This window comes from Sphingopyxis sp. GW821-FHT02C12, assembly GCF_059421785.1.
The window spans coordinates 1645310-1664723 of the sequence record NZ_JBWKVQ010000001.1; the positions used below are offsets into that span (position 1 = coordinate 1645310).

19 protein-coding genes are annotated in these 19414 nt (G+C 66.5%); 7 read left to right on the top strand and 12 right to left on the bottom strand.

All coding sequences use genetic code 11. The features are described from left to right. Nucleotides 1-31: 31 nt before the first annotated feature. Nucleotides 32-1117, bottom strand: a complete 1086-nt coding sequence (locus tag AC07U1_RS07785) for a PepSY-associated TM helix domain-containing protein (protein ID WP_492738074.1) — start codon at nt 1115-1117, stop codon at nt 32-34. Nucleotides 1118-1121: 4 nt separating this feature from the next. After that, a complete protein-coding gene (locus tag AC07U1_RS07790; protein ID WP_495176913.1) occupies nt 1122-3329 on the bottom strand; it encodes a TonB-dependent receptor in 2208 nt (735 codons plus the stop codon). A gap of 143 nt (nt 3330-3472) precedes the next feature. On the opposite strand from AC07U1_RS07790, the gene AC07U1_RS07795 reads away from it, so the two are divergent. Next, nucleotides 3473-5785 (top strand): patatin-like protein, encoded by a 2313-nt coding sequence (locus tag AC07U1_RS07795; protein WP_495176912.1) that lies wholly within the window; start codon nt 3473-3475, stop codon nt 5783-5785. Nucleotides 5786-5904: 119 nt separating this feature from the next. Here the strand turns inward: AC07U1_RS07795 and dnaJ are convergent, their stop codons facing one another. After that, on the bottom strand, nt 5905-7017 hold the full coding sequence (dnaJ, locus tag AC07U1_RS07800) for a molecular chaperone DnaJ (RefSeq protein ID WP_056345313.1): 1113 nt from the start codon (nt 7015-7017) through the stop codon (nt 5905-5907). Nucleotides 7018-7076: 59 nt separating this feature from the next. Continuing rightward, nucleotides 7077-8981 carry a molecular chaperone DnaK gene (dnaK, locus tag AC07U1_RS07805; protein WP_187141298.1) on the bottom strand — a complete coding sequence of 635 codons (1905 nt, stop codon included), beginning with the start codon at nt 8979-8981 and terminating at the stop codon, nt 7077-7079. Nucleotides 8982-9132: 151 nt separating this feature from the next. Between dnaK and AC07U1_RS07810 the strand changes: the two genes are divergently transcribed. From AC07U1_RS07810 to AC07U1_RS07835, 6 genes are read left to right on the top strand one after another with little or no spacing between them, the layout of a single operon-like run. After that, entirely contained in the window at nt 9133-9678 is a 546-nt protein-coding gene (locus AC07U1_RS07810) for a copper chaperone PCu(A)C (protein ID WP_187141299.1), read from the top strand. Nucleotides 9679-9684: 6 nt separating this feature from the next. After that, on the top strand, nt 9685-10173 hold the full coding sequence (locus AC07U1_RS07815) for a vgr related protein (RefSeq protein WP_495176911.1): 489 nt from the start codon (nt 9685-9687) through the stop codon (nt 10171-10173). Further along, nucleotides 10170-10742: a hypothetical protein gene (locus tag AC07U1_RS07820; RefSeq protein ID WP_495176910.1), complete on the top strand. Its 573-nt coding sequence runs from the start codon at nt 10170-10172 to the stop codon at nt 10740-10742. The genes AC07U1_RS07815 and AC07U1_RS07820 overlap by 4 nt, the downstream gene beginning before the upstream one ends. A gap of 12 nt (nt 10743-10754) precedes the next feature. Beyond that, the gene (locus AC07U1_RS07825; protein WP_495176909.1) at nt 10755-11273 is read left to right on the top strand and encodes a PH domain-containing protein; all 519 of its coding nucleotides are present in this window, start codon (nt 10755-10757) and stop codon (nt 11271-11273) included. 2 nt (nt 11274-11275) lie between these two features. After that, nucleotides 11276-11731 carry a hypothetical protein gene (locus tag AC07U1_RS07830; RefSeq protein ID WP_495176908.1) on the top strand — a complete coding sequence of 152 codons (456 nt, stop codon included), beginning with the start codon at nt 11276-11278 and terminating at the stop codon, nt 11729-11731. 33 nt (nt 11732-11764) lie between these two features. Further along, entirely contained in the window at nt 11765-13117 is a 1353-nt protein-coding gene (locus tag AC07U1_RS07835; protein WP_495176907.1) for a DNA recombination protein RmuC, read from the top strand. 125 nt (nt 13118-13242) lie between these two features. Here AC07U1_RS07835 and AC07U1_RS07840 read toward each other — a convergent pair whose 3' ends face one another. The 8 genes from AC07U1_RS07840 to AC07U1_RS07875 are packed head-to-tail and all read right to left on the bottom strand — an operon-like array spanning nt 13243 to nt 19281. Further along, nucleotides 13243-13956: an META domain-containing protein gene (locus AC07U1_RS07840; RefSeq protein ID WP_495176906.1), complete on the bottom strand. Its 714-nt coding sequence runs from the start codon at nt 13954-13956 to the stop codon at nt 13243-13245. A gap of 52 nt (nt 13957-14008) precedes the next feature. After that, complete coding sequence (locus tag AC07U1_RS07845; RefSeq protein ID WP_495176905.1) at nt 14009-14827, bottom strand: TrmH family RNA methyltransferase; 819 nt, start codon at nt 14825-14827, stop codon at nt 14009-14011. A 4-nt stretch (nt 14828-14831) separates the two neighbouring features. Continuing rightward, on the bottom strand, nt 14832-15110 hold the full coding sequence (locus tag AC07U1_RS07850) for an HPr family phosphocarrier protein (protein ID WP_056345338.1): 279 nt from the start codon (nt 15108-15110) through the stop codon (nt 14832-14834). Next, nucleotides 15107-15511: a PTS sugar transporter subunit IIA gene (locus tag AC07U1_RS07855; protein ID WP_056347134.1), complete on the bottom strand. Its 405-nt coding sequence runs from the start codon at nt 15509-15511 to the stop codon at nt 15107-15109. Before AC07U1_RS07855 ends, AC07U1_RS07850 begins: the two co-directional genes overlap by 4 nt. Before the next feature lie 38 nt (nt 15512-15549). Continuing rightward, nucleotides 15550-16491, bottom strand: coding sequence for an RNase adapter RapZ (gene rapZ, locus AC07U1_RS07860; protein ID WP_495176904.1), 942 nt, complete (start codon nt 16489-16491; stop codon nt 15550-15552). Then, the gene (locus AC07U1_RS07865) at nt 16488-16934 is read right to left on the bottom strand and encodes an HPr kinase/phosphorylase (protein WP_495176903.1); all 447 of its coding nucleotides are present in this window, start codon (nt 16932-16934) and stop codon (nt 16488-16490) included. The genes rapZ and AC07U1_RS07865 overlap by 4 nt, the downstream gene beginning before the upstream one ends. 54 nt (nt 16935-16988) lie before the next feature. Beyond that, nucleotides 16989-18587 carry a sensor histidine kinase gene (locus tag AC07U1_RS07870; RefSeq protein WP_495176902.1) on the bottom strand — a complete coding sequence of 533 codons (1599 nt, stop codon included), beginning with the start codon at nt 18585-18587 and terminating at the stop codon, nt 16989-16991. After that, nucleotides 18571-19281, bottom strand: coding sequence for a response regulator transcription factor (locus AC07U1_RS07875; RefSeq protein WP_056345351.1), 711 nt, complete (start codon nt 19279-19281; stop codon nt 18571-18573). Before AC07U1_RS07875 ends, AC07U1_RS07870 begins: the two co-directional genes overlap by 17 nt. Nucleotides 19282-19414 lie beyond the last annotated feature (133 nt).

Here is a 19414-nt window from a genome sequence, read left to right on the forward strand (position 1 = left end):
CAGCGACCCCCGCCTTCGCGGGGGCGACGAGTTAAGTGGACGCCAGCGCGGCTTTCTTCGCCGTCCGTTTTACAGGCTTCGGACGCCTGAACCAGAAGCTCCACACCGCGAAGCTGCCGAGCATCGTCATCGCGAGGCCGGAGAGCGTCATCAATATCCGCCAACTCCAGCCGCCGACCTTCGACGCATGGATCGGGAAGGCCATGTTGAACGCCCGCGCGCCGCCGGGCATCGCCAGCGCATCGCGCGCGCCGAGCACTTCGCCCGTCGCGGCGTCGAACCACAATGTCGAACGGCCGTTGGGCAACCATTCGGCCTGCTGGCGCATCCGCAGCATGATCGCGTCGCCGGGCTTGCGCGGCAGCGACAGGATGCGGAACTCGGCATCGGGAAAGCGCCGCCGCGCTTCGGTCAGCATCGCGGCGTAATCGGGCTTCGCGGCGAGCGGGCCGCCGCTGTATTTCGGCGGCTCGATCGCCCTGGCGGCCTCGGCCGGCGATCCGAAGGGGGCGATCATCACCATCGCGAAGGGACGGAAGATCATCATCGTGCCGGTGACGACCGAGATCAGCAACAGCGGCGCCACGACCACGCCCAGGTCGCGATGCTGCATCACGATCGCGGGGCGGCTCATCCGCTTCGGCCACAGCCGCAGCCTGAAGGTCTTTCGCGTCCGCCACCACAGGACGACGCCTGAAATCACGAAGAACAGGCCGGCCAGCCCGGCGATGCCGATCACCCATTCGCCGCTGTCGCCCGCGAACAGATGATGATGGAAATCAAAGATCCACAGTTCGGGTCGCTCCCACTGGCTCGCCCAGCGTGTGACGACCTCGCCCGACTGGCTGGCATAGGCGCCCGCCTCCTTGCCGAGGCGGAGCTGGTGGAGCCCGAAGCGCTCGTCGGCATAGATGATGCCCTGTGCGCCGGGCATCGCCATCAGTCGCTCGGTCGTCGCGGCGACCGTGGGCAGGTCGCCGCGCAGCGCGTCGCCGGTGCCCGGCAGCCCGATCCACAGATGCTCATAGAGCAGGATCGTGCCCGACAGCCCGAGCAGCGCGAGGACGAGGCCGAGCAGGCCCCCGGCCCAGCGATGGAGGGTGTCGAGCAGCGCCATCATGTTAGAAGCGATAGTCCCAGCCAAGCGCGAAGGTTCGCCCGCGTCCCGCAAAGAAGGCGAGATTGTCGGTCGGCAGCCGCGTGTCGCTCGAATAGTCGATGTAGAATTTGTCGAACAGGTTCTGGACGCTCAGGCTGAGTCCGCCAAAGCCGGTCTGGTAACGGATGCTGGCATCGGTGAGGTTGTAGCCGCCGAAATTGTTGCGCTGGTCGGGGTTCGCCTTGCCGTGGAAGCTCTTGGACAGGAAGAATTGCGTCTGCACCAGCGCCGAGAGAGGCCCCTTGTTGTAGCTCGCGTTGAGGTTCAGGCGGTCGGGCGAGATGTTGGTGCCATCGAGGTCGGTGTCGACGATCCCATCGGGGTTCGCGCTGTCGCTGTCATACCGGCCCTGCAGATGCGCATAGCCGACGCCAAGCTTCAGCCCGTCGATCGGCATCGCGACGCGCAGGTTGAGTTCGAGCCCCTCGATTTCGACGCGTTGGCGCTGGACGTCGAAGATGCGGTCGGGCCGCGCGATGAGCAGCTGGCCCTTGTCGCTCGACGACCAGAAATAGGTCGCGCTGGCATCGAGCGGGCCGCGCTTCAACTCGATGCCGATCTCGCGGTTGTTCGACACGATCGGCGAGATGTCGAGGAAGCTGTCGAGGTCGACCCCGGTGCGGTTCACCGCGCGGGTGATGCGACCGATGTCGGGCACGGTGAAGCCTTCGGCGTAGCTCGCATAGGCGCGGATGCCCGCCCATGGCTCGACGATCAGGCCGCCGTTGATCAGCAGGTCCTGGAACTTGGGCTTGCCGCCCGCGACGTCGACGCCGCCATAGGTTGCGGTGCCGCAGTTGGTGGTGACGGTCGCCGAGCAGGCGACGAAGGTGGTCGAGGCGAGCGTGTGATAATCGTCGATTTCGATCTTCACATTTTCCCAGCGCACCCCGCCCGCGAGGCGGACGAGACCGTCGAACAATTTGAGGTTCGCCTGGCCGAAGGGCGCGAGGCTGCGGAAATCGCTCGGCGGTACCCAGACGCGCCCGGTGGCGATCAGAGCCTGCTCGGTCTTGTCGACGAGCGCGTCGAAACCGACCGTGACGGTCAGGTCCTCGAAGCCCGGGACCGCGCGTTCATAGCTGAGCTTGGCGCCCAGTTTGCGGCTGCGGTTCTGCGACTGGTCGAACAGCGTGCCGACGGGGGCGAGCGCGGGATCCTGAAAGGTCGCTTGCGTATTCACTTCGCCGCCGAAGGTGTCGCGGCTGCGGTTGAAGAAGATCTGGCTGACGAAATTGCCGCCGCCAAGGTCGGTGTCGGTCAGCGACAGCGCGACGCTTTCGGTGCGGTTCTGCGCCGCTTCGCCCGGCGGGGTGCCGCGCACCGCGCTGGTCGGCACGCCGGTCAGGCGGTTGCCTGCGAGCGCGACATAGTCGCCGTCGCCCTTGAGTTCGAAACGGCTGGCGGTCAGGTCGAGACGCGCCGACGACGAAAGTTCGTAGCCGAGGCGCGCGAACAGCGAGAGCGTTTGCGAATCCTGCGTCTCGCCTTGCGTCAGGTTGATACCGATACGGCGGCCGTCGCCGTCGTAAAAGGCGCCGCGCCTTTCGAATGCGGCGCCGACCGTCGCATCGAAGCGGCCGGCCTTATACTGGACGAGGCCCGCGACCTTGCCGCCCAGCCCGTCCTTGCTGAAGCCATCGTCGGCCGTGCCCTGCAGCAGGAAGCGACCACCGAGACCCTCGGTTCTCGGCGCGCCGACGGTGACCTGGTTGACGATACCGCCGGTGCCGCCGACCCCTTGCAGCGCGTTCGACCCATAGATCAGCTCGACGCGGTCGATGAAGAAGCCGTCGATGGTGAAGCCGTCGCGGCTGCCGTCGCGCATCGGGGTCGACTGCGGGATGCCGTTGATCGCATAGAGCGGCGAGCGGCCGCGCAGCGTCTCGCCCGCGCCCGAGAGTTTCTGGCGCGTCGGTGAGAAACTGGGGGTCAGGCTCGACACCGCGTCGGTGATCGATCCCGAAATCGCGATCTGCTGGTCGAGCGTGTCCTTGCCGATGATGTCGATGGTCAGCGGCAGGGCGTTCGGCGGCAAGATGGTGCGCGCCGCTGTGACGACGATCGTGTCTTCACCTGTCCCCTTGTCGGTCGCGGTGTCGTCCTGCGCGACGGCGGGGGACGACAGCATGGTGCAAGCCAGCATGGCGGCGGCAAATTTGCGATTCATTCTCAGCTCCTGTTTGCAAGAACCGCTAATGCGAATGATTTGCATAGGCAAGAGAAAAGCCCGAAGAATCGCTTGTCAGGCGGCTTTGTCGCCGGGCCGTGGAAAATTGGCCACACCAGGGAAAGCGCGCTATCAGCCTGACCATGCGCGAGAAGGAACTGCGTTTCGCCCTGATTTGCTACGGCGGCATCAGCCTCGCCGTCTATATGCACGGCATCACCAAGGAGGTGTGGCGGCTCGCCGCGGCGTCGCGCGCCTTCCACGACGGCGGTCCGCTCAGCGGCGTCGGGACTGTCTATCGCGACCTGCTCGCGTCCATCGCCGAACGCAGCACCATCCGCCTGCGCGTGCTCGCCGACATCGTCGCGGGCGCCAGCGCGGGCGGGATCAACGGTATCTTCCTCGCACGCGCACTCGCCACCGGCCAGTCGCTCGACCCGCTCACCGACCTGTGGCTCGACGATGCCGACGTCGATCATTTGATCGACCCCGACGCGCGGCCTTTGTCGGCGGCGACCAAATTCTGGGCGGTGCCGATCGCCGGCTGGATGATGAAGAAGCGCGGCAATGTCATCGACCGCACGGTGGGCGAAGGCGCGCAGGACGAGGTGCGCGCGAAGCTGTCGCGCTTCGTGCGGGCGCGCTGGTTCGAACCGCCCTTCGGTGGCGAGACCTTTTCGAACCTGCTCCTCGATGCCTTCGACGCGATGGACCAAGGGCCGCGCGGACCCGCGCTGGTGCCGGCGGGGCAGCCCGTCGACCTGTTCGTTTCGGTCACCGATTTTGCCGGCCACCGCGTCTCGCTGTCGCTCAACAGCCCGCCGCGCGTGACCGAGGACGAGCACCGCCTGATTCTCCATTTCCGTCAGGACAGCCGTGCCGGCAAGGCGCTCGACGACGTCCCCGGTCTCGCCGCCGCGGCGCGCGCGACCGCGAGTTTTCCCGGCGCGTTCCCGCCCTTCACCCTGCGCGAACTCGACAGCGTACTCGACAAGCGCGGGATCGCCTGGCCCGGCCGCGACGGCTTCATCCGCGCGCAGCTGCCCGCAGGCGGCGAGGCCGATCCCGCCGACCGCGTGCTGATCGACGGCTCGGTGCTCGCCAACGCGCCCTTCCGTCCCGCGATCGCCGCGCTTAAACAGCGCCCGGCGCGGCGCGAGATCGATCGCCGCTTCATCTATATCGACCCGAAACCCGATTATCGCTCGATCAGCTTCGGCAAGCCCGGCGAAACCGCGGAGGGCGATGCCCCGCGCCTGCCCGGTTTCCTGCCGACGATCCTCGGCGCGATGTCTGAAATCCCCCGCGAACAGCCGATCCGCGACAATGTCGAGGCGATCGAGGGCATGTCGCGCCGCATCCGCCGGATGCAACATATCCTCGACGCGATGAAGGTAGAGGTCGAAGAGCAAGTGGCCGCGCTTTTCGGCACCACCTTCTTCCTCGACACCCCGACCACCGCCCGGCTCGCCAAATGGCGCGCCAAGGCGCAGGAACAGGCGGCCGAACGCGCGGGCTTCGCCTTCTCGCCTTATGGCCATCTCAAGCTGTCGGCGATGGTCGAGGACCTGGTCGGCATCGTCGATCGCCTCGCCCCGCCCGAAGGCGACATCCATCGCCGCAATCGTCGCCAGCAGCTCTGGGACGAGGTGCGCGCACGCGGGCTCGACCGTATTTCGGGCAGGCGCGGCGCGGGGGCGAGCAATGACGCCGTCACCTTCTTCCGCACCCACGATCTCGGTTTCCGCGTGCGCCGCCTGCGCTTCCTCGCGCGCGAGCTCGACCGGGTGGTCGAGGCGCAGCGCGATACGCGCGACCCCGCGTGCGACGCGATGCGCGACACCATCTACGATGCACTCGGCGTCTATCTGGAGCGCGAGGGAGACAGCTGGTTCGCCGATCTCGATATCTCGGCCGACGCCGATGCCGGCCAGTGGATCGACGCCATCGCCGCGCGCCGCGACCTGATCGGCGCCGACGCTGCCGCCGACGCGCTGATCGCCGAGGGCCTCGGCGCCCTGCCCAAGGACGACCGGCGTGCACTGCTGCTCGCCTATCTCGGCTACCCCTTCTACGACATCGCGACGCTGCCGCTGCTACAGGGCGAGGGGTTCGACGAGTTCGACCCGATCAAGATCGACCGCATCTCGCCATCGGACGCCACCGCGATCCGTAACGGCGGCGCGGCGGCGATGCTCAAAGGGATCGAGTTTAACAGCTTCGGCGCCTTCTTCAGCCGCGCCTATCGCGAGAACGACTATCTCTGGGGCCGCCTCCACGGCGCCGACCGGCTGATCGACATCGTCGCGTCGAGCGTAACAGGCGATGCAGCGCTGCCCGCCGACGAGCTGAAGGCGATCAAACGGCGGGCGTTCCACGCGATTCTCGACGAGGAGGAGGAGCGGCTGCCCAAGGTCGCGGCGCTGATCGCGGAATTGCGGAAAGAAATCGGCTGACCACAAATGTCATCCCCGCGAAAGCGGGGATCCAGTGCGTGATTCGGCTTTCTTCACCCCTAGGTTCCCGCTTTCGCGGGAATGACAATGTTATGACATTCGCGGCGACCGCGGCGCGATCAATCTGTCAGATCGTCCCACATTTCCTTGATCCGCCCGAAAAAGCCCTGGCTCGCGGGGCATTCGTCGCCGGTCTCGGTCTCGCGGAATTCGGCGAGCAATTCCTTCTGCCGCGCGGTCAGCTTGGTCGGCGTCTCGACGTCGATCTGGACGACCAGGTCGCCATGGCCGCGCCCGTTCAGCACCGGCATGCCGGCGCCGCGCTGGCGCAATTGCTTGCCCGACTGGATGCCCGCCGGGATGCGGATGTCGTGCTTGGCGCCGTCGAGCCCCGGGATGCTGATCTCGCCGCCGAGCGCTGCGGTGGTGAAGCTGATCGGCGCGCGCGTGAACAGCGTCGTGCCCTCGCGTTCGAAGACCTTGTGCCGCGCCATGTGGAGGAAGATGTAGAGGTCGCCCGGCGCCGCGCCGCGCGCGCCGCTCTCGCCTTCGCCCGACAGGCGGATGCGCGTGCCTTCGTCGACCCCGGCGGGGACGTTGACGGTCAGCGTCTTGCGCCGATCGACCCGGCCTTCGCCATGGCAGGTGTTGCACGGGTCGGCGATGACTTCGCCCGCGCCCTGGCAATTGGGGCAGGTGCGCTCGACCATGAAAAAGCCTTGCTGCGCGCGGACCTTGCCGTGGCCGGCGCAGGTGGTGCAGCGGTTGGTCTGGGTGCCGGGCTTGGCGCCCGATCCGTCGCAGCTGTCGCAGCGCGCCGCGACATCGACCTGGATCTCGCGGGTGACGCCGGTGAAGGCGTCCTCGAGCCGGATTTCCATGTCGTAACGCAGGTCGGCGCCGCGCGCGGGGCCGCGTTGCTGGCGCCCGCCGCCGAAGGCCGAGCCAAAGATCGATTCGAAGATATCGCCGATATCGCCGAAATCGGCATTGCCGCCCGCGCCATGCGGCATGCTCTTGCCGAACCGGTCATAGGCGGCGCGCTTCTGCGGATCGCGCAGGCAGTCATAGGCCTCGCTGATCGCTTTGAAGCGGGCCTCGCTGTCGCCGCACCCCGGATTCTTGTCGGGGTGATATTTCATCGCGAGCTTGCGATAACTCGCCTTCAGCGTCGCGTCGTCGGCGGTGCGCTCGCATTCGAGCAGTTCGTAATAATCGATGTCGAGCGACATAACCCAAATGCCCCCTCAGCCCCGCCGCGCGTCTGGCGCGCGGCGGGGAGAGTTTCTTCTTACTTCTTGTCGTCTTCGACTTCCGAGAATTCGGCGTCGACGACATCTTCGTCGGCTTTCGGAGCCTCGCCATCGGCGCTGGGGGACGCCGCGGCCTGCTGCTCCTGCTCATAGATCGCCTGGCCGAGCTTCATCGCGACCTGCGCGAGCGCCGCCGACTTTTCGGTCATCGCGGTGGCGTCGCCGCCTTCGACCGCGGTCTTGGCTTCGGCAACCGCCGCCTCGATCTCGGCCTTCAGGCTCGCGTCGACCTTGTCACCATGCTCGCGCAGCTGGCTTTCGGTCGAGTGGATCAGGCTTTCGGCGTTGTTCTTCGCCTCGGCGGCCTCGCGGCGCACCTTGTCTTCCTCGGCGAACTGCTCGGCATCCTTGACCATCTGGTCGATGTCGGCGTCCGACAGGCCACCCGACGCCTGGATCTTGATCTGCTGTTCCTTGCCGGTGCCCTTGTCCTTGGCGTGGACCGACACGATGCCGTTGGCGTCGATGTCGAAGGTCACCTCGATCTGCGGCACGCCGCGCGGCGCCGGCGGGATGCCGACCAGGTCGAACTGGCCCAGCGCCTTGTTGTCGGCGGCCATTTCGCGCTCGCCCTGGAACACGCGGATCGTCACCGCCGACTGGTTGTCGTCGGCGGTCGAATAGACCTGCGACTTCTTGGTCGGGATGGTGGTGTTGCGGTCGATCATGCGCGTGAACACGCCGCCCAGCGTCTCGATGCCGAGGCTCAGCGGGGTGACGTCGAGCAGCAGCACGTCCTTGACGTCGCCCTGCAGCACGCCCGCCTGGATCGCGGCGCCGATCGCGACGACTTCATCGGGGTTAACGCCGGTGTGCGGTTCCTTGCCAAAGAAATCCTTCACGACCTCACGCACGCGCGGCATGCGCGTCATGCCGCCGACGAGCACGACCTCGTCGATCTCGCTCGCCGACACGCCGGCATCCTTGATCGCCTTCTTGCACGGCTCGAGGGTACGCTTGACCAGGTCTTCGACCAGTTTCTCCAGGTCGGCGCGGGTGATCGTCTTGACCAGATGCTTCGGACCGCTCGCGTCGGCGGTGATGAAGGGCAGGTTGACTTCGGTCGTCGCGGCCGACGACAGTTCGATCTTCGCCTTTTCGGCGGCTTCCTTCAGCCGCTGCAGCGCCAGCTTGTCGCCGCGCAGGTCGATGCCTTCGTCCTTCTTGAAGGTGTCGGCGAGGAATTCGACGACCTTCGAGTCGAAATCTTCACCGCCGAGGAAGGTGTCGCCGTTGGTCGACTTCACCTCGAACACGCCGTCGCCGACCTCCAGGATCGAGATGTCGAAAGTGCCGCCGCCAAGGTCATAGACCGCGATCGTCTTGTTCTCGGTCTTGTCGAGGCCATAGGCGAGCGCCGCCGCGGTCGGCTCGTTGATGATGCGCAGCACTTCGAGGCCGGCGATCTTGCCGGCGTCCTTGGTCGCCTGGCGCTGGGCGTCGTTGAAGTAAGCGGGAACGGTGATGACCGCTTGCTCGACCTTTTCACCCAGATAGGCTTCGGCGGTTTCCTTCATCTTCTGCAGGATGAACGCGCTGATCTGCGACGGCGAATAATCCTCGCCGCCGGCCTTGACCCACGCATCGCCGGTCGGACCCTTGACGATGGAATAGGGGACGAGTTCCATGTCCTTCTTGGTCATCGGATCGTCGAAGCGGCGGCCGATCAGGCGCTTCACCGCGTAAATGGTGTTTTCGGGATTGGTGACCGCCTGGCGCTTCGCGGGCTGGCCGATCAGCCGCTCGCCGTCCTTGGCGAAGGCGACGATCGACGGCGTCGTGCGCGTGCCTTCCACATTTTCGATAACCTTGGGTTTGCCACCCTCCATCACCGCCACGCAGCTGTTGGTGGTGCCGAGGTCGATCCCGATCACTTTGGCCATAGTTTTACACGTCCTTCATTGTCTCATTGGCGCCCTGAACAGGCACGCCTGGATAGGTTTCTGGCCGCGATATAGGTGCGCTAATCCTTGGCACAAGGACTCATTGGCCTTATCGGGGACAGGAAATTGCCCCTGTTTACGGAGACCCCCGATGAAGTTCTTTGCCCGCCGTCTCTTCCTCGGCGCCACGCTCGCCGCCACCGCGCTCACGCTGGCCGCGTGCGAGGAGAATATGGGCAAGGGGCCGGTGCTCCACATTTCGGGCGGTTCTATCGAAATGGGGGCGACGCCCGACCGGCCGGCGGTCGGTTATTTCACGGTGAAGGGCGGCGATGCGCCGGTCGAACTGGTCGCGGTGTCGGCCGACCTCGCGCAGCGCATCGAGATGCACGAGAGCGTCCGCGAAAACGGCATGATGACGATGAAGTCGATCGACCGCGCCCCGGTCCCGGCGCGCGGCACGCTGGAATTCAAGCAGGGCGGCAAGCATCTGATGATCTGGAACGTCAACCCGGCGGCGGTACGCGCGGGCAAATTGTCGCTCGTCTTCATGTTCACCAACAACGACCGGATCATCGTCGACCTGCCGATCAAGAACGCCTCGACCGCGGCCAGCGGCGGGGCGCCGATGGACCATGGCGCGATGGGTCATGGCGGCGAGGCTGCCGGCAAGGCGGCGGACGCGGCAAAGAAATAAGCGGGAATGGAGCGCGCCGGGCGCCGCCTGACCGACGGAGAGGTCGCGCTCGCGCGCAGCGTGTTCGGCGACGCGATCGATTATGACGCGGTGCGCATCCGGCACCGCAAATGGATCTTCTTCCAGCCGCGCCAGATCGTGATGGCGCCGATGGGGCATCTGCATTTCCACCCGCGCGGCGACGTCTATTGCGACGATTTTTCCTGTCCGGTCAGCGATGCGACGCGTGCCAAGGGGCTGTTCATCCACGAAATGACGCATGTCTGGCAGGCGCAGCAGCGCGGCCGCTGGTACCTCGTCTTCATGCGCCACCCCTTCGCGACCTATGACTACAGCCTCAAGCCCGGCTGGCCGCTGCATCGCTACGGGCTTGAACAACAGGCGGAGATCGTGCGCCATTACTGGATGCTGAGCGAGGGCATGACGATCGGCGGCGCGCCGGGGGTCGAAGCCTATCGCGCGATATTGCCCGCGGCATGGAAGGGGACCGCGTGAGCGATTTCGAGTTCGTCTTTGCGCTCTACAGCCTGCTGCTCGGCCTCTCGATGGTCGAACTGCTGAGCGGCCTCGGCCGTGCGCTCGAAACGCGCTTCGCGGCCGAAGAGAGCCGCGCGAAATTCGCGATCGGCTGGCTCACCCCCTTGCTCGCGATCTTCGTGATGCTCGACCTGCTGTCTTTCTGGCAGGCGGCGTGGACAGTGCGCGAGAGTATCGCGGTGTCGGGCCGCACGCTGATGGCGGTCGCCGCCTTTGCCAGCCTCTATTTCCTCGCCGCGCGGCTCGTCTTTCCCTCGCAGCCCGAGGGGTTCGCCAATCTCGACACCCATTATTTCCGCGTCCGCCGCATCGTCCTCGTGCTGCTGCTCGTGCTGCTCGGCGCGCAGCTTGCCTTCTATCTGTCGCATCCGGTGCTCGTCGCCGCGTTCAAACACCCGCTGGTGTGGGGGCTGACCTTCATCCTCGCCGGGCTGATGGTCGCGGCGATGTGGGTGAAGGGCGTCCGCGCCAGTATCGCGATTCTGTCGCTGCTCGTCGCGCGCTATGTCATCGTCTATCTGTTGTAAGGGGAGCCGCCGATGCCCGAAGTCCTCGACCGCTTCCGCTCCTCGACCTCGGGCTGGCTGCGCGGTACCCTGCTCGGCTGGCTGATCTGGTTGATGCTGCTGGCGGGCGGCATATTGACGCTCTGGCGCCTGCTCGACAGCACGGCGCCGGGCTGGTTCATGTACGCGCAAATATGGATGTATGTCGCGGCAATCGCGGTCGTCATTCTATACGTGCGCAACCTGATGGTCACATACGAACTGACCGAAGACCGGCTGATCCTGCGCAAGGGCATTTTCGTGAAGAGCATCGACGAGATCGAACTCTACCGCGTCAAGAATGTCCGCATGGATTTCACCCTCGTCAACCAATGGGCCGGGATCGGCACCATCAGCCTCGATTCGAGCGACGAGACGACGCGTGACGGCCCGCTGGTGATCCCGCACATCGAACGCGCCGCCGAGCGGCGCGAGGAACTGCGCCGTCTGGTCGACGCCGCGCGCCAGAAGCGCCGCGTCCGCGAACTCGACGTCGCGAGCGACCTGCTCTGACCTTGCCTTCTCTCCGGACGAACCCGCGTGCCGTCCCGCTGCTGCTCGTCGCCGCTTTGGCGGCCTGCGCCCCGGACGGATACAGCGAGGAGAAGCGCTATCCGCTGCCGATCGGCGAGCTGCGCGACCATCTGCTCAACCGCAACTATGTCCCCGGCAGTATCGAAGGCATGCCGGGCTGGCAGGTCGAAACCAGCCTCCTCGATGCCCGGATGATCGTCTGGCGCATCCACTTCGATGGAAAATGGGAATATAACTGCTTTACCCAGATGACGCCGGGCGATGCGGGCCGCGACGAGACGCTGGTCCGGACGCATTGCGTGACCCCCGCCAATGATCTGCCCGATACGCCGACGAGGGAGCGGACGATCGCCCTGTCGAAAATGATCGACCGGATCCTGACGTCGGTGACCAATCCTTTCGAAAAGAAACCGGGCCCCGAAGGTAGAAGCCTCTAGCCAAGCGCGCGCTGTTCGTCCTATGTTCCGCATATGGATATCGTTTCGTTGCTCGTTGCCCTTGTCGCCCTCATCCTCGGGGGGCTGATCGGCTGGCTGTTCGCCGGGCGGCAGGCGGGGGCGCTGAAGGCCGAGCGCGACGGGCTTTCGGAGCGCTTCAGGATCGCGGTGACCGATCTCGCGGCCGAGGCCGAGGCGCGCAAGGCTGCCGATCTGCAACTCGCCGGACTGGTCAGCGAACAGCGCGCGCGCGATGTGGCGCATGATGCGCAGATCGCGCAATTGAAGGACGCGCAGGCCGCGCTCACCGCGCAGTTCCGCGAGGTTGGACAGGCGATGCTCGATGGTGCGCAAAAGACGTTCCTCGAACGCGCCGACGCGCGTTTCAAGGAAAGCGAGACGACGGCGGGGCAGAATTTGAAGGCACTGCTCCAACCGGTCCACGAGCGGCTGGAAAAATATGAGGTCGAGGTGCGCAAGGTCGAGACCGAGCGCCAGAGTGCCTTCGGCCTACTCCACGGTCAGATCGAATCGATGCGCGCGGGCACCGAACGCGTGTCGAGCGAGGCCGCAAAACTGGTCAACGCGCTGCGCAACGCCCCCAAGGCGCGGGGCCGCTGGGGCGAACAGCAACTGCGCAACGTACTGGAGAGCTGCGGCCTGTCCGAACACGCCGATTTTCAGACCGAGGTCAGCGTCACCGATGGCGACGGCGGAAGGTTGCGCCCCGACGTCGTCGTGCGCGTGCCCGGCGGCCAGAATCTCGTCATCGACGCCAAGGTCTCGCTCAACGCCTATCAGGACGCGTTCGGCGCGGTCGACGAAGCCGAAAAGACGCTGCATCTCGCCGCGCACGCCGCGGCGATGAAGGCGCATGTCAACACCCTCGGCGCCAAATCCTATTGGAACCAGTTCGATGACACGCCCGATTTCGTCGTGATGTTCGTCCCCGGCGAACATTTCCTTGCGGCGGCGCTCGATCAGGATCCGGCGCTGTGGGACTATGCGTTCGAGCGCAAGGTGCTGCTCGCGACACCGACGAACCTGATCGCGATCGCACGCACCGTCGCGGCGGTGTGGCGGCAGGAAAAGCTCGCCAACCAGGCGCGCGAGATCGCTGCGCTCGGCAAGGAGCTTTACGCGCGCATGTCGGTGATGGGGTCGCATATCGCGCGCGTCGGCAAGAATCTCGACCAGGCGACCGGCGCCTACAACAGTTTTGTCGGCAGTTTCGAATCGCAGGTGCTGACACAGGCACGCCGCTTCGAGGCGCTCGATATCGAGACCGGCGACAAGGACATCCCGGTGCTGCCCGTGACCGAACAGACCGCCCGCCCGCTCGCGAAGCTGGCCAGCGCGCCGGCGGCGGTCAACGACGGCGAATAAGACGGCTTTCGCGCACCCACCTCAAATTCCGTTTGTGTCGAGCGAAGTCGAGACACCCCGAAGTAGAGCGCTGCAGATGGGTGTCTCGACTTCGCTCGACACAAACGGGGGTAGAGTTTGCGGTTCTAGATCACCCGCTTGAGCACCACCGTCCGCCCCTCGGCGCCGGTCAAAATCAGCGTGCCGTCGGATGGAAAGCTCAAACTCACCGGCCCGCGCATCAGATCGAAGAAGGCGTTCTCCTGCGTCATGCCCGCACCGGGACACGCCATTTCGGTCGCCATCAGCGGACCGGCGGTCAGCGTCTGTCCGTCGCGTTTATAACCGCCCGAAAAGCGGTTGCAGCCCGCGCTGCCGCTCAGCCTTGCGCCTTCGAAGACGAGCGACGTCGGCCGGTCGCCCGCGACCGCGACCCCGCCGATCGAGGCGAAGGTCCAGTTCGTGCCCGCGAGTTCGGCGGGCGGCAGCACCCCGCCGCCGCAGCCCTTCACCGTTTTGCCCTCGGCGGTCAGCGTCACCGTGTCGCGATAGCGACGGTCGCTCATCCCGTCGCTGCACGCGGCATGGGTGATATCGACGGTCAGCCGCGGCGTCACATAGCGCTCGCCGTTGAAGCTCGGCCGCGCGCCGGGGTTGGCGACGACAATCTTGGTGTCGCCGTAATCGCCGTCGTAGTTGAGCATCCCCGGCGTAATCTCGAGCGTCCAGCCGGGCTCGGTACCAAGCGCGAAATAGGCGGCGGCCGGCGGCGCGCCGGGTCCCTGCGGTGCCTCGGCGGCGGGCACGCAGGCGGTGAGAAGCAAAAGCGGGGCGAGGGCGGGCAGGGTGATCTTGGTCATGCGGACCTCCTGGACCGATCGGGCTGATCGACCGATGAACGAGACCCGCCCGCTATCGGTTCCGCCGCTGGTTCAATACCTCATAGGCCATGACTGCCGCCGCGACCGCGGCGTTCAAACTATCGGCCTTGCCGAGCATCGGCATCTTAACCCGCACGTCGGCGGCCGCGGCATAGTCCGCCGGCATCCCCTGCGATTCATTGCCGATCAGGATGAAGGTCGGTGCGGCATAGCGCACCGCCTGATAATCCTCCGCTCCGTCGAGCCAGGTCGCGACCAGCTGCCCGGGACCACCACGCAGCCAGGGCAGGAAGTCTTCCCACCGCGCCTGCACCAGTTGCTGGGTAAAGATCGCCCCCATGCTCGCGCGCACCGCCTCGACCGCATAGGGATCGGTGCTCTCGTCGAGCAGGATCAACCCGCCCGCGCCGACCGCGTCGCCGGTGCGCAGCATGGTACCGAGATTGCCCGGATCGCGCAGCCGTTCGGCGACGAGCCAGATCGGCGACGCGCCGCGGTCGATGTCGGCCAGCGACGTCTTCGGCTCGGCATAGATCGCGACGATCGCCTGCGGATTGTCCTTGCCCGACAGCTTCGACAGGATCGCCGGCGTGGTGTCGACCACCTCGCCGCCACACTCCAGCGTCGCGTCGATCAGCGCCTGCGCCAGCGGATGCGCCGCACCCTCTGGGCCTAAGAACAGCCATAGAGGCAGCACGCCTGCCTCGCGCGCCTCGGTCGCGATACGCAGCCCTTCGGCGAGGAACAGCCCCTCGGCGCGGCGATGGCGCTTCTCGCGCAGCAGACGCATCCGCTTGATCAGCGGATTGGACAGGCTTTCAATGGTGGAACGGCGGCCCGCTTGGGTCATGCCGTCAATCCTCGCCGAAGCTGTCCTTGACCAGCCCGACGAGCTTGAGCAGCGCCGCGTCGGCGCCGTCGCCGCTGGTGTGGATGGTGATCGAATCGCCCTTGGCGGCGCCCAGCATCATCAGCCCCATGATCGAGGTGCCGTTGACGCGGCTGCCGCCTTTTTCGACCTCGACCGACACGGTCTCGGGCAGGCGGCTGACGAAGGTGACGAACTTGGCGCTGGCGCGCGCGTGCAGACCGCGCTGGTTGGTGATTTCGACCGTCTCGCTGTTTTCGTTCATGAACCAACCCCCAGCATTTCGGACGCGACGGAGATATATTTCTGGCCCGCCTCTTTTGCGGCGATCACCGCCGGGCGGATGTCCATGGTCTTGCGCGCGCTTTCCAGCCGGATCAGCATCGGCAGGTTGACTCCGGCGATCACTTCGGTGCGCCCGGGCTCGAGCAGGCTGATCGCGAGGTTCGACGGGGTGCCGCCGAACAGGTCGGTCAGCATGATGACGCCGCGGCCCTCGTCGACCTTGCGGATCGCGTCGGCGATTTCCTTGCGCCGCATCTCCATATTGTCGTTGGGACCGATGCACACGGTGGCGATCGCGCGCTGCGGGCCGACGACATGCTCCATCGCGGTCACCATTTCCTCGGCGAGCCGGCCATGGGTCACGAGGACCATCCCGAGCAGCGGCAATGCTTTGTCAGTGGGCATGAAGTGCGAGACCCTTATGCTTGTTTGCCGCCGGACGCGGGAGATGCGGACGGGGGCTTGCCCTCAAGCCCATCTTGCGGGGCGGAGTCAAGGTTGCGGTGGGTGACCGTCGGCGCATGACCCGCCGACCGTAGCGTCTGGGCAACACGTTCGGCGACATGGACCGATCGGTGGCGCCCTCCGGTGCAACCGAACGCGATGGTGACATAGCTTTTGCCCTCGGCGCGGTAGCGCGGCAGCAGCGCCAGCAACAGTGCCTCGATCTGGCCGACGGTCGCCTCATAGGCGGGATCGGCCATGACATAAGCGGCGACATCGACGTCGAGTCCGGTACCGGGTTTCAGTTTCGGGTCCCAATGCGGGTTGCGCAGATAGCGCATGTCGAACACCAGGTCGGCGTTGCGCGGCAATCCGCGCGCGAAGCCGAAGCTCAGCACGCTCAGCACCGGCTCATCCTCGCCGCTGTCGCCGAAACGCTGGCGGATTTCCTGTTGCAGGTCGTTGCTGCTGTAATTGGTGGTGTCGACGACATGCTCGGCCCAGCGGCGCAGCGGCTCCATCATCTCGCGTTCGCGCGCGATGCCGTCGGCGGCGGGGCGGTCCTCGGCCATCGGGTGGCGGCGGCGCGTCTCCGAAAAGCGGCGTTCGAGTTCCGCGCCGGCGCAGTCGAGGAACAAAGTGTCGATGTCGCGCCCGCCCGCTTCGCGGAGTTGCTTCATCCGTTTGACCAGCGGCGCGGGTTTGAACCCGCGGCTGCGGCTGTCGATGCCGACCGCGAGCGGACGGCCTTCACGGCCTTGCCCGGCAGGGGCGTCGAGCAGCGCGTCGAGCAGCGCGACGGGCAGGTTGTCGACGACCTCCCAGCCGAGGTCCTCGAGTACTTTCAGCACCGTCGACTTGCCCGCCCCCGACAGGCCGGTGACGAGCAGCAGGCGCGGGTCGCGCGTCTCCTTCATGCCCCGACCCCCAGCCGGTCGAGCGCCATCAGGATCTTGATCGGTGCCGATGCCTCGAACCCCGAAATCAGCACTGCGGGCAATTCGACCCCCGCAACGACCTCGACCTGGTTCGCGGGCGGCATCCGCTCGGGCCGTTCGGACAGGCGCACCGCGATCGCGAGCGGAACCGGGCCGGTAAAGGGCTGCTCGACGATGCCGATGCCGCGCACCTCCAGCTTGCCGGCGAGCATCGCGGGCGGGCGGCACCACAGGCGGCCGCGGTCGAACCAGATGTCGCAGCGGTCGTCGGCGACCAGCCGCGCGCCGCGATCGATCAGCCGCAGTGCGAGGTCGGACTTGCCCTGTCCCGAATGGCCCAGAATCAAAATGCCGCGGCTCCCCGCCGCGACGCAACTCGCGTGGATATTGACGATCTGGGGAGCGGTCCGGCGCGGCAACATGGGGCGCAGGCTTACCGGCGTGTCAGCGGCGGGGCAAGGCGATTGGGTCGGGGCTTACGCCGCGTCGTCATTGCCCTCGGCGGCGGGAAGGGTGATCAGCAGGCTCGCGCCCGGCTGGCCGTCGTCGCGGTCGCGCGCGGCGATATGCCCGCTATGCCCCTCGACGATCGTTCGTGCGATCGCGAGGCCCAGCCCGCTGTGCCGCCCGAACGCCTCGCCGTCGGGGCGCTCGCTGTGGAACCGGCGGAAAATGGCCTCGCGCTGCGACGGTTCGATGCCCGGGCCGTCGTCGTCGACCCCGATATGGACGTCGTTGCCCAGCCGCGTCGCGCGCACGCAGACGAGGCCGCCGGGGGGCGAAAAGCTGATCGCATTGTCGATGACATTGTCGATCACGCGCTCGAGCCGATGGCCGTCGCCCATCACCAGCGTCGCGCCCTTGCGCGGGCGGGCAAAGGCGATCCGCGGATGCGGCAGGTCGGTGCCCTCCGCCCTGGCCGCCCGCGACGCGAGCATCGATTCGATCATCAGCCCCAGGTCGATCGGCTCGAAATTGGTGCGCGACAATTGCGCGTCGATGCGGCTCGCGTCGCTGATGTCGGTGACCAGCCGGTCGAGCCGCCGGACATCCTCGTCGGCGATTGCCAGAAGCTGCGCGCGTTGCTCGTCGGTCTGGACGCGCCGCAGCCCCTCGACCGCCGAGCGTACCGAGGCGATCGGGTTCTTCAGCTCGTGCGTCACATCGGCGGCGAAATGCTCGCCGGCGTCGATGCGTTCGCGCAGCGCCTGCGTCATGTCGCTCAGCGCGCGCGCCAGCGTCCCGATCTCGTCGCGGCGGCTCGGCAGGCGCGGCACCACGACCTCGCGCGCGCGGCCCAGGCGAACGCGGACCGCGGCGCGCGCGAGCTTGCGCAGCGGGCGGACGATCGTGCGCGCGAGGAAGAGCGAGAGCAGGATCGAGGTCATCAGCACCAGCGCGACCACGACCGCGAGCCGGAAACGTTCGGCGCGCACGGTGCGCGTGATGTCGCGCGCGTTCAATGTCATCAGCATGACCTGCGGGGTGTCGAGGTCGACGATCCGCGTCGCGCTGAGCAAGGGCGTGCGTTCGGGGGCGTAGCGGAAGCGGGTGGTGGCCTGGCCGCTCCGCATCGTCTCCGTGACCTCGGGCCAGGATGGGCCATGGTCGGTCGCGGGTTCTTCGAAATCGGGATAATTGGGTGCACCGACGATCCAGTCGATGCCGCGGTCCATCGCGCGCGCGGCGTCGCGTTTCCATGGCTGCAGGTCGGGATCGCGCAGCGTATAGGTCGGCGGACCATGATCAAAACTGTCGTCGAGCCGGTCGCCGCCGCGCGCATAGAAGCGCAGCCGCGATTCGGTCGCGCGCGTGAATTCGTCGATCAGGTGCCGGCGCTGGTCGGGGCGGGCCGCCTCCAGCGCCTCGTCGAGCATCGCGAGCTGCTCCTTCATCACCTCGATTCGCGTATCGACCAGCCGGCTGCGATAGGTGTCGAGATAGAAGAAGCCGCCCGCGAGCAGCGCGATCGCGACGATATTGACCGCCAGGATGCGCGTCGTCAGCGACCAGCGCGCCGACCAGACGAGCGGCTGGTCCTCGGCGTCGCGCGCGGGATCAGCTTTCGTCGGCAAACCGGTATCCCGCGCCGTAAAGCGTCGCGATCGCGTCGAACTCGGGGTCGACCTCGCGGAACTTGCGTCGCAGCCTTTTGATGTGGCTGTCGATCGTGCGGTCATCGATATAGACATCGTCCTGATAGGCGGCGTCCATCAACTGGTTGCGGCTGCGCACGATGCCGGGGCGGGCCGCCAGCGTTTCGAGGATCAAAAATTCGGTGACGGTCAACGTCACGTCCTTGCCGTCCCATTCGACCTTGTGGCGCGCCGGGTCCATGCGCAGGCGGCCGCGGGTGATCGGGTCGGCGACGGGCTCGTCCTCGTCGCCCGGCGCGTTCTTGTTGAGCTCGACGCGGCGCAGGATGGCGCGGATGCGCGCAATCACCAGCCGCTGCGAGAAGGGCTTGGCGATATAGTCGTCGGCGCCCATCGCGAGGCCGAGCGCCTCGTCGATCTCGTCGTCCTTGCTGGTCAGGAAGATGACGGGCAGCTGGCTCTTTTCGCGCAGCCGGCGCAGCAGTTCGAGTCCGTCCATGCGCGGCATCTTGACGTCGAAGACGGCGAGGTCGGGTGGATTGTCGATCAGCGGCTTCAGCGCCGCCTCGCCGTCCGAATAGACGCGCGTGACAAAACCCTCGGCCTGCAGCGCGATCGACAGGGATTGCAGGATGTTGCGGTCGTCGTCGACCAGCGCGATGGTTGCCGTCATGCTCTTTCCATATGGGCGGGCGTCCCGGCAACTAGCCGATCCGTGGCCTGGCCACAACCGCGCCGGCGCTCGGGTTCCGTAACGGCACCGGCATGGCGGCGCCGCCGATACCCAGCTTTAATCTTTTGACCTC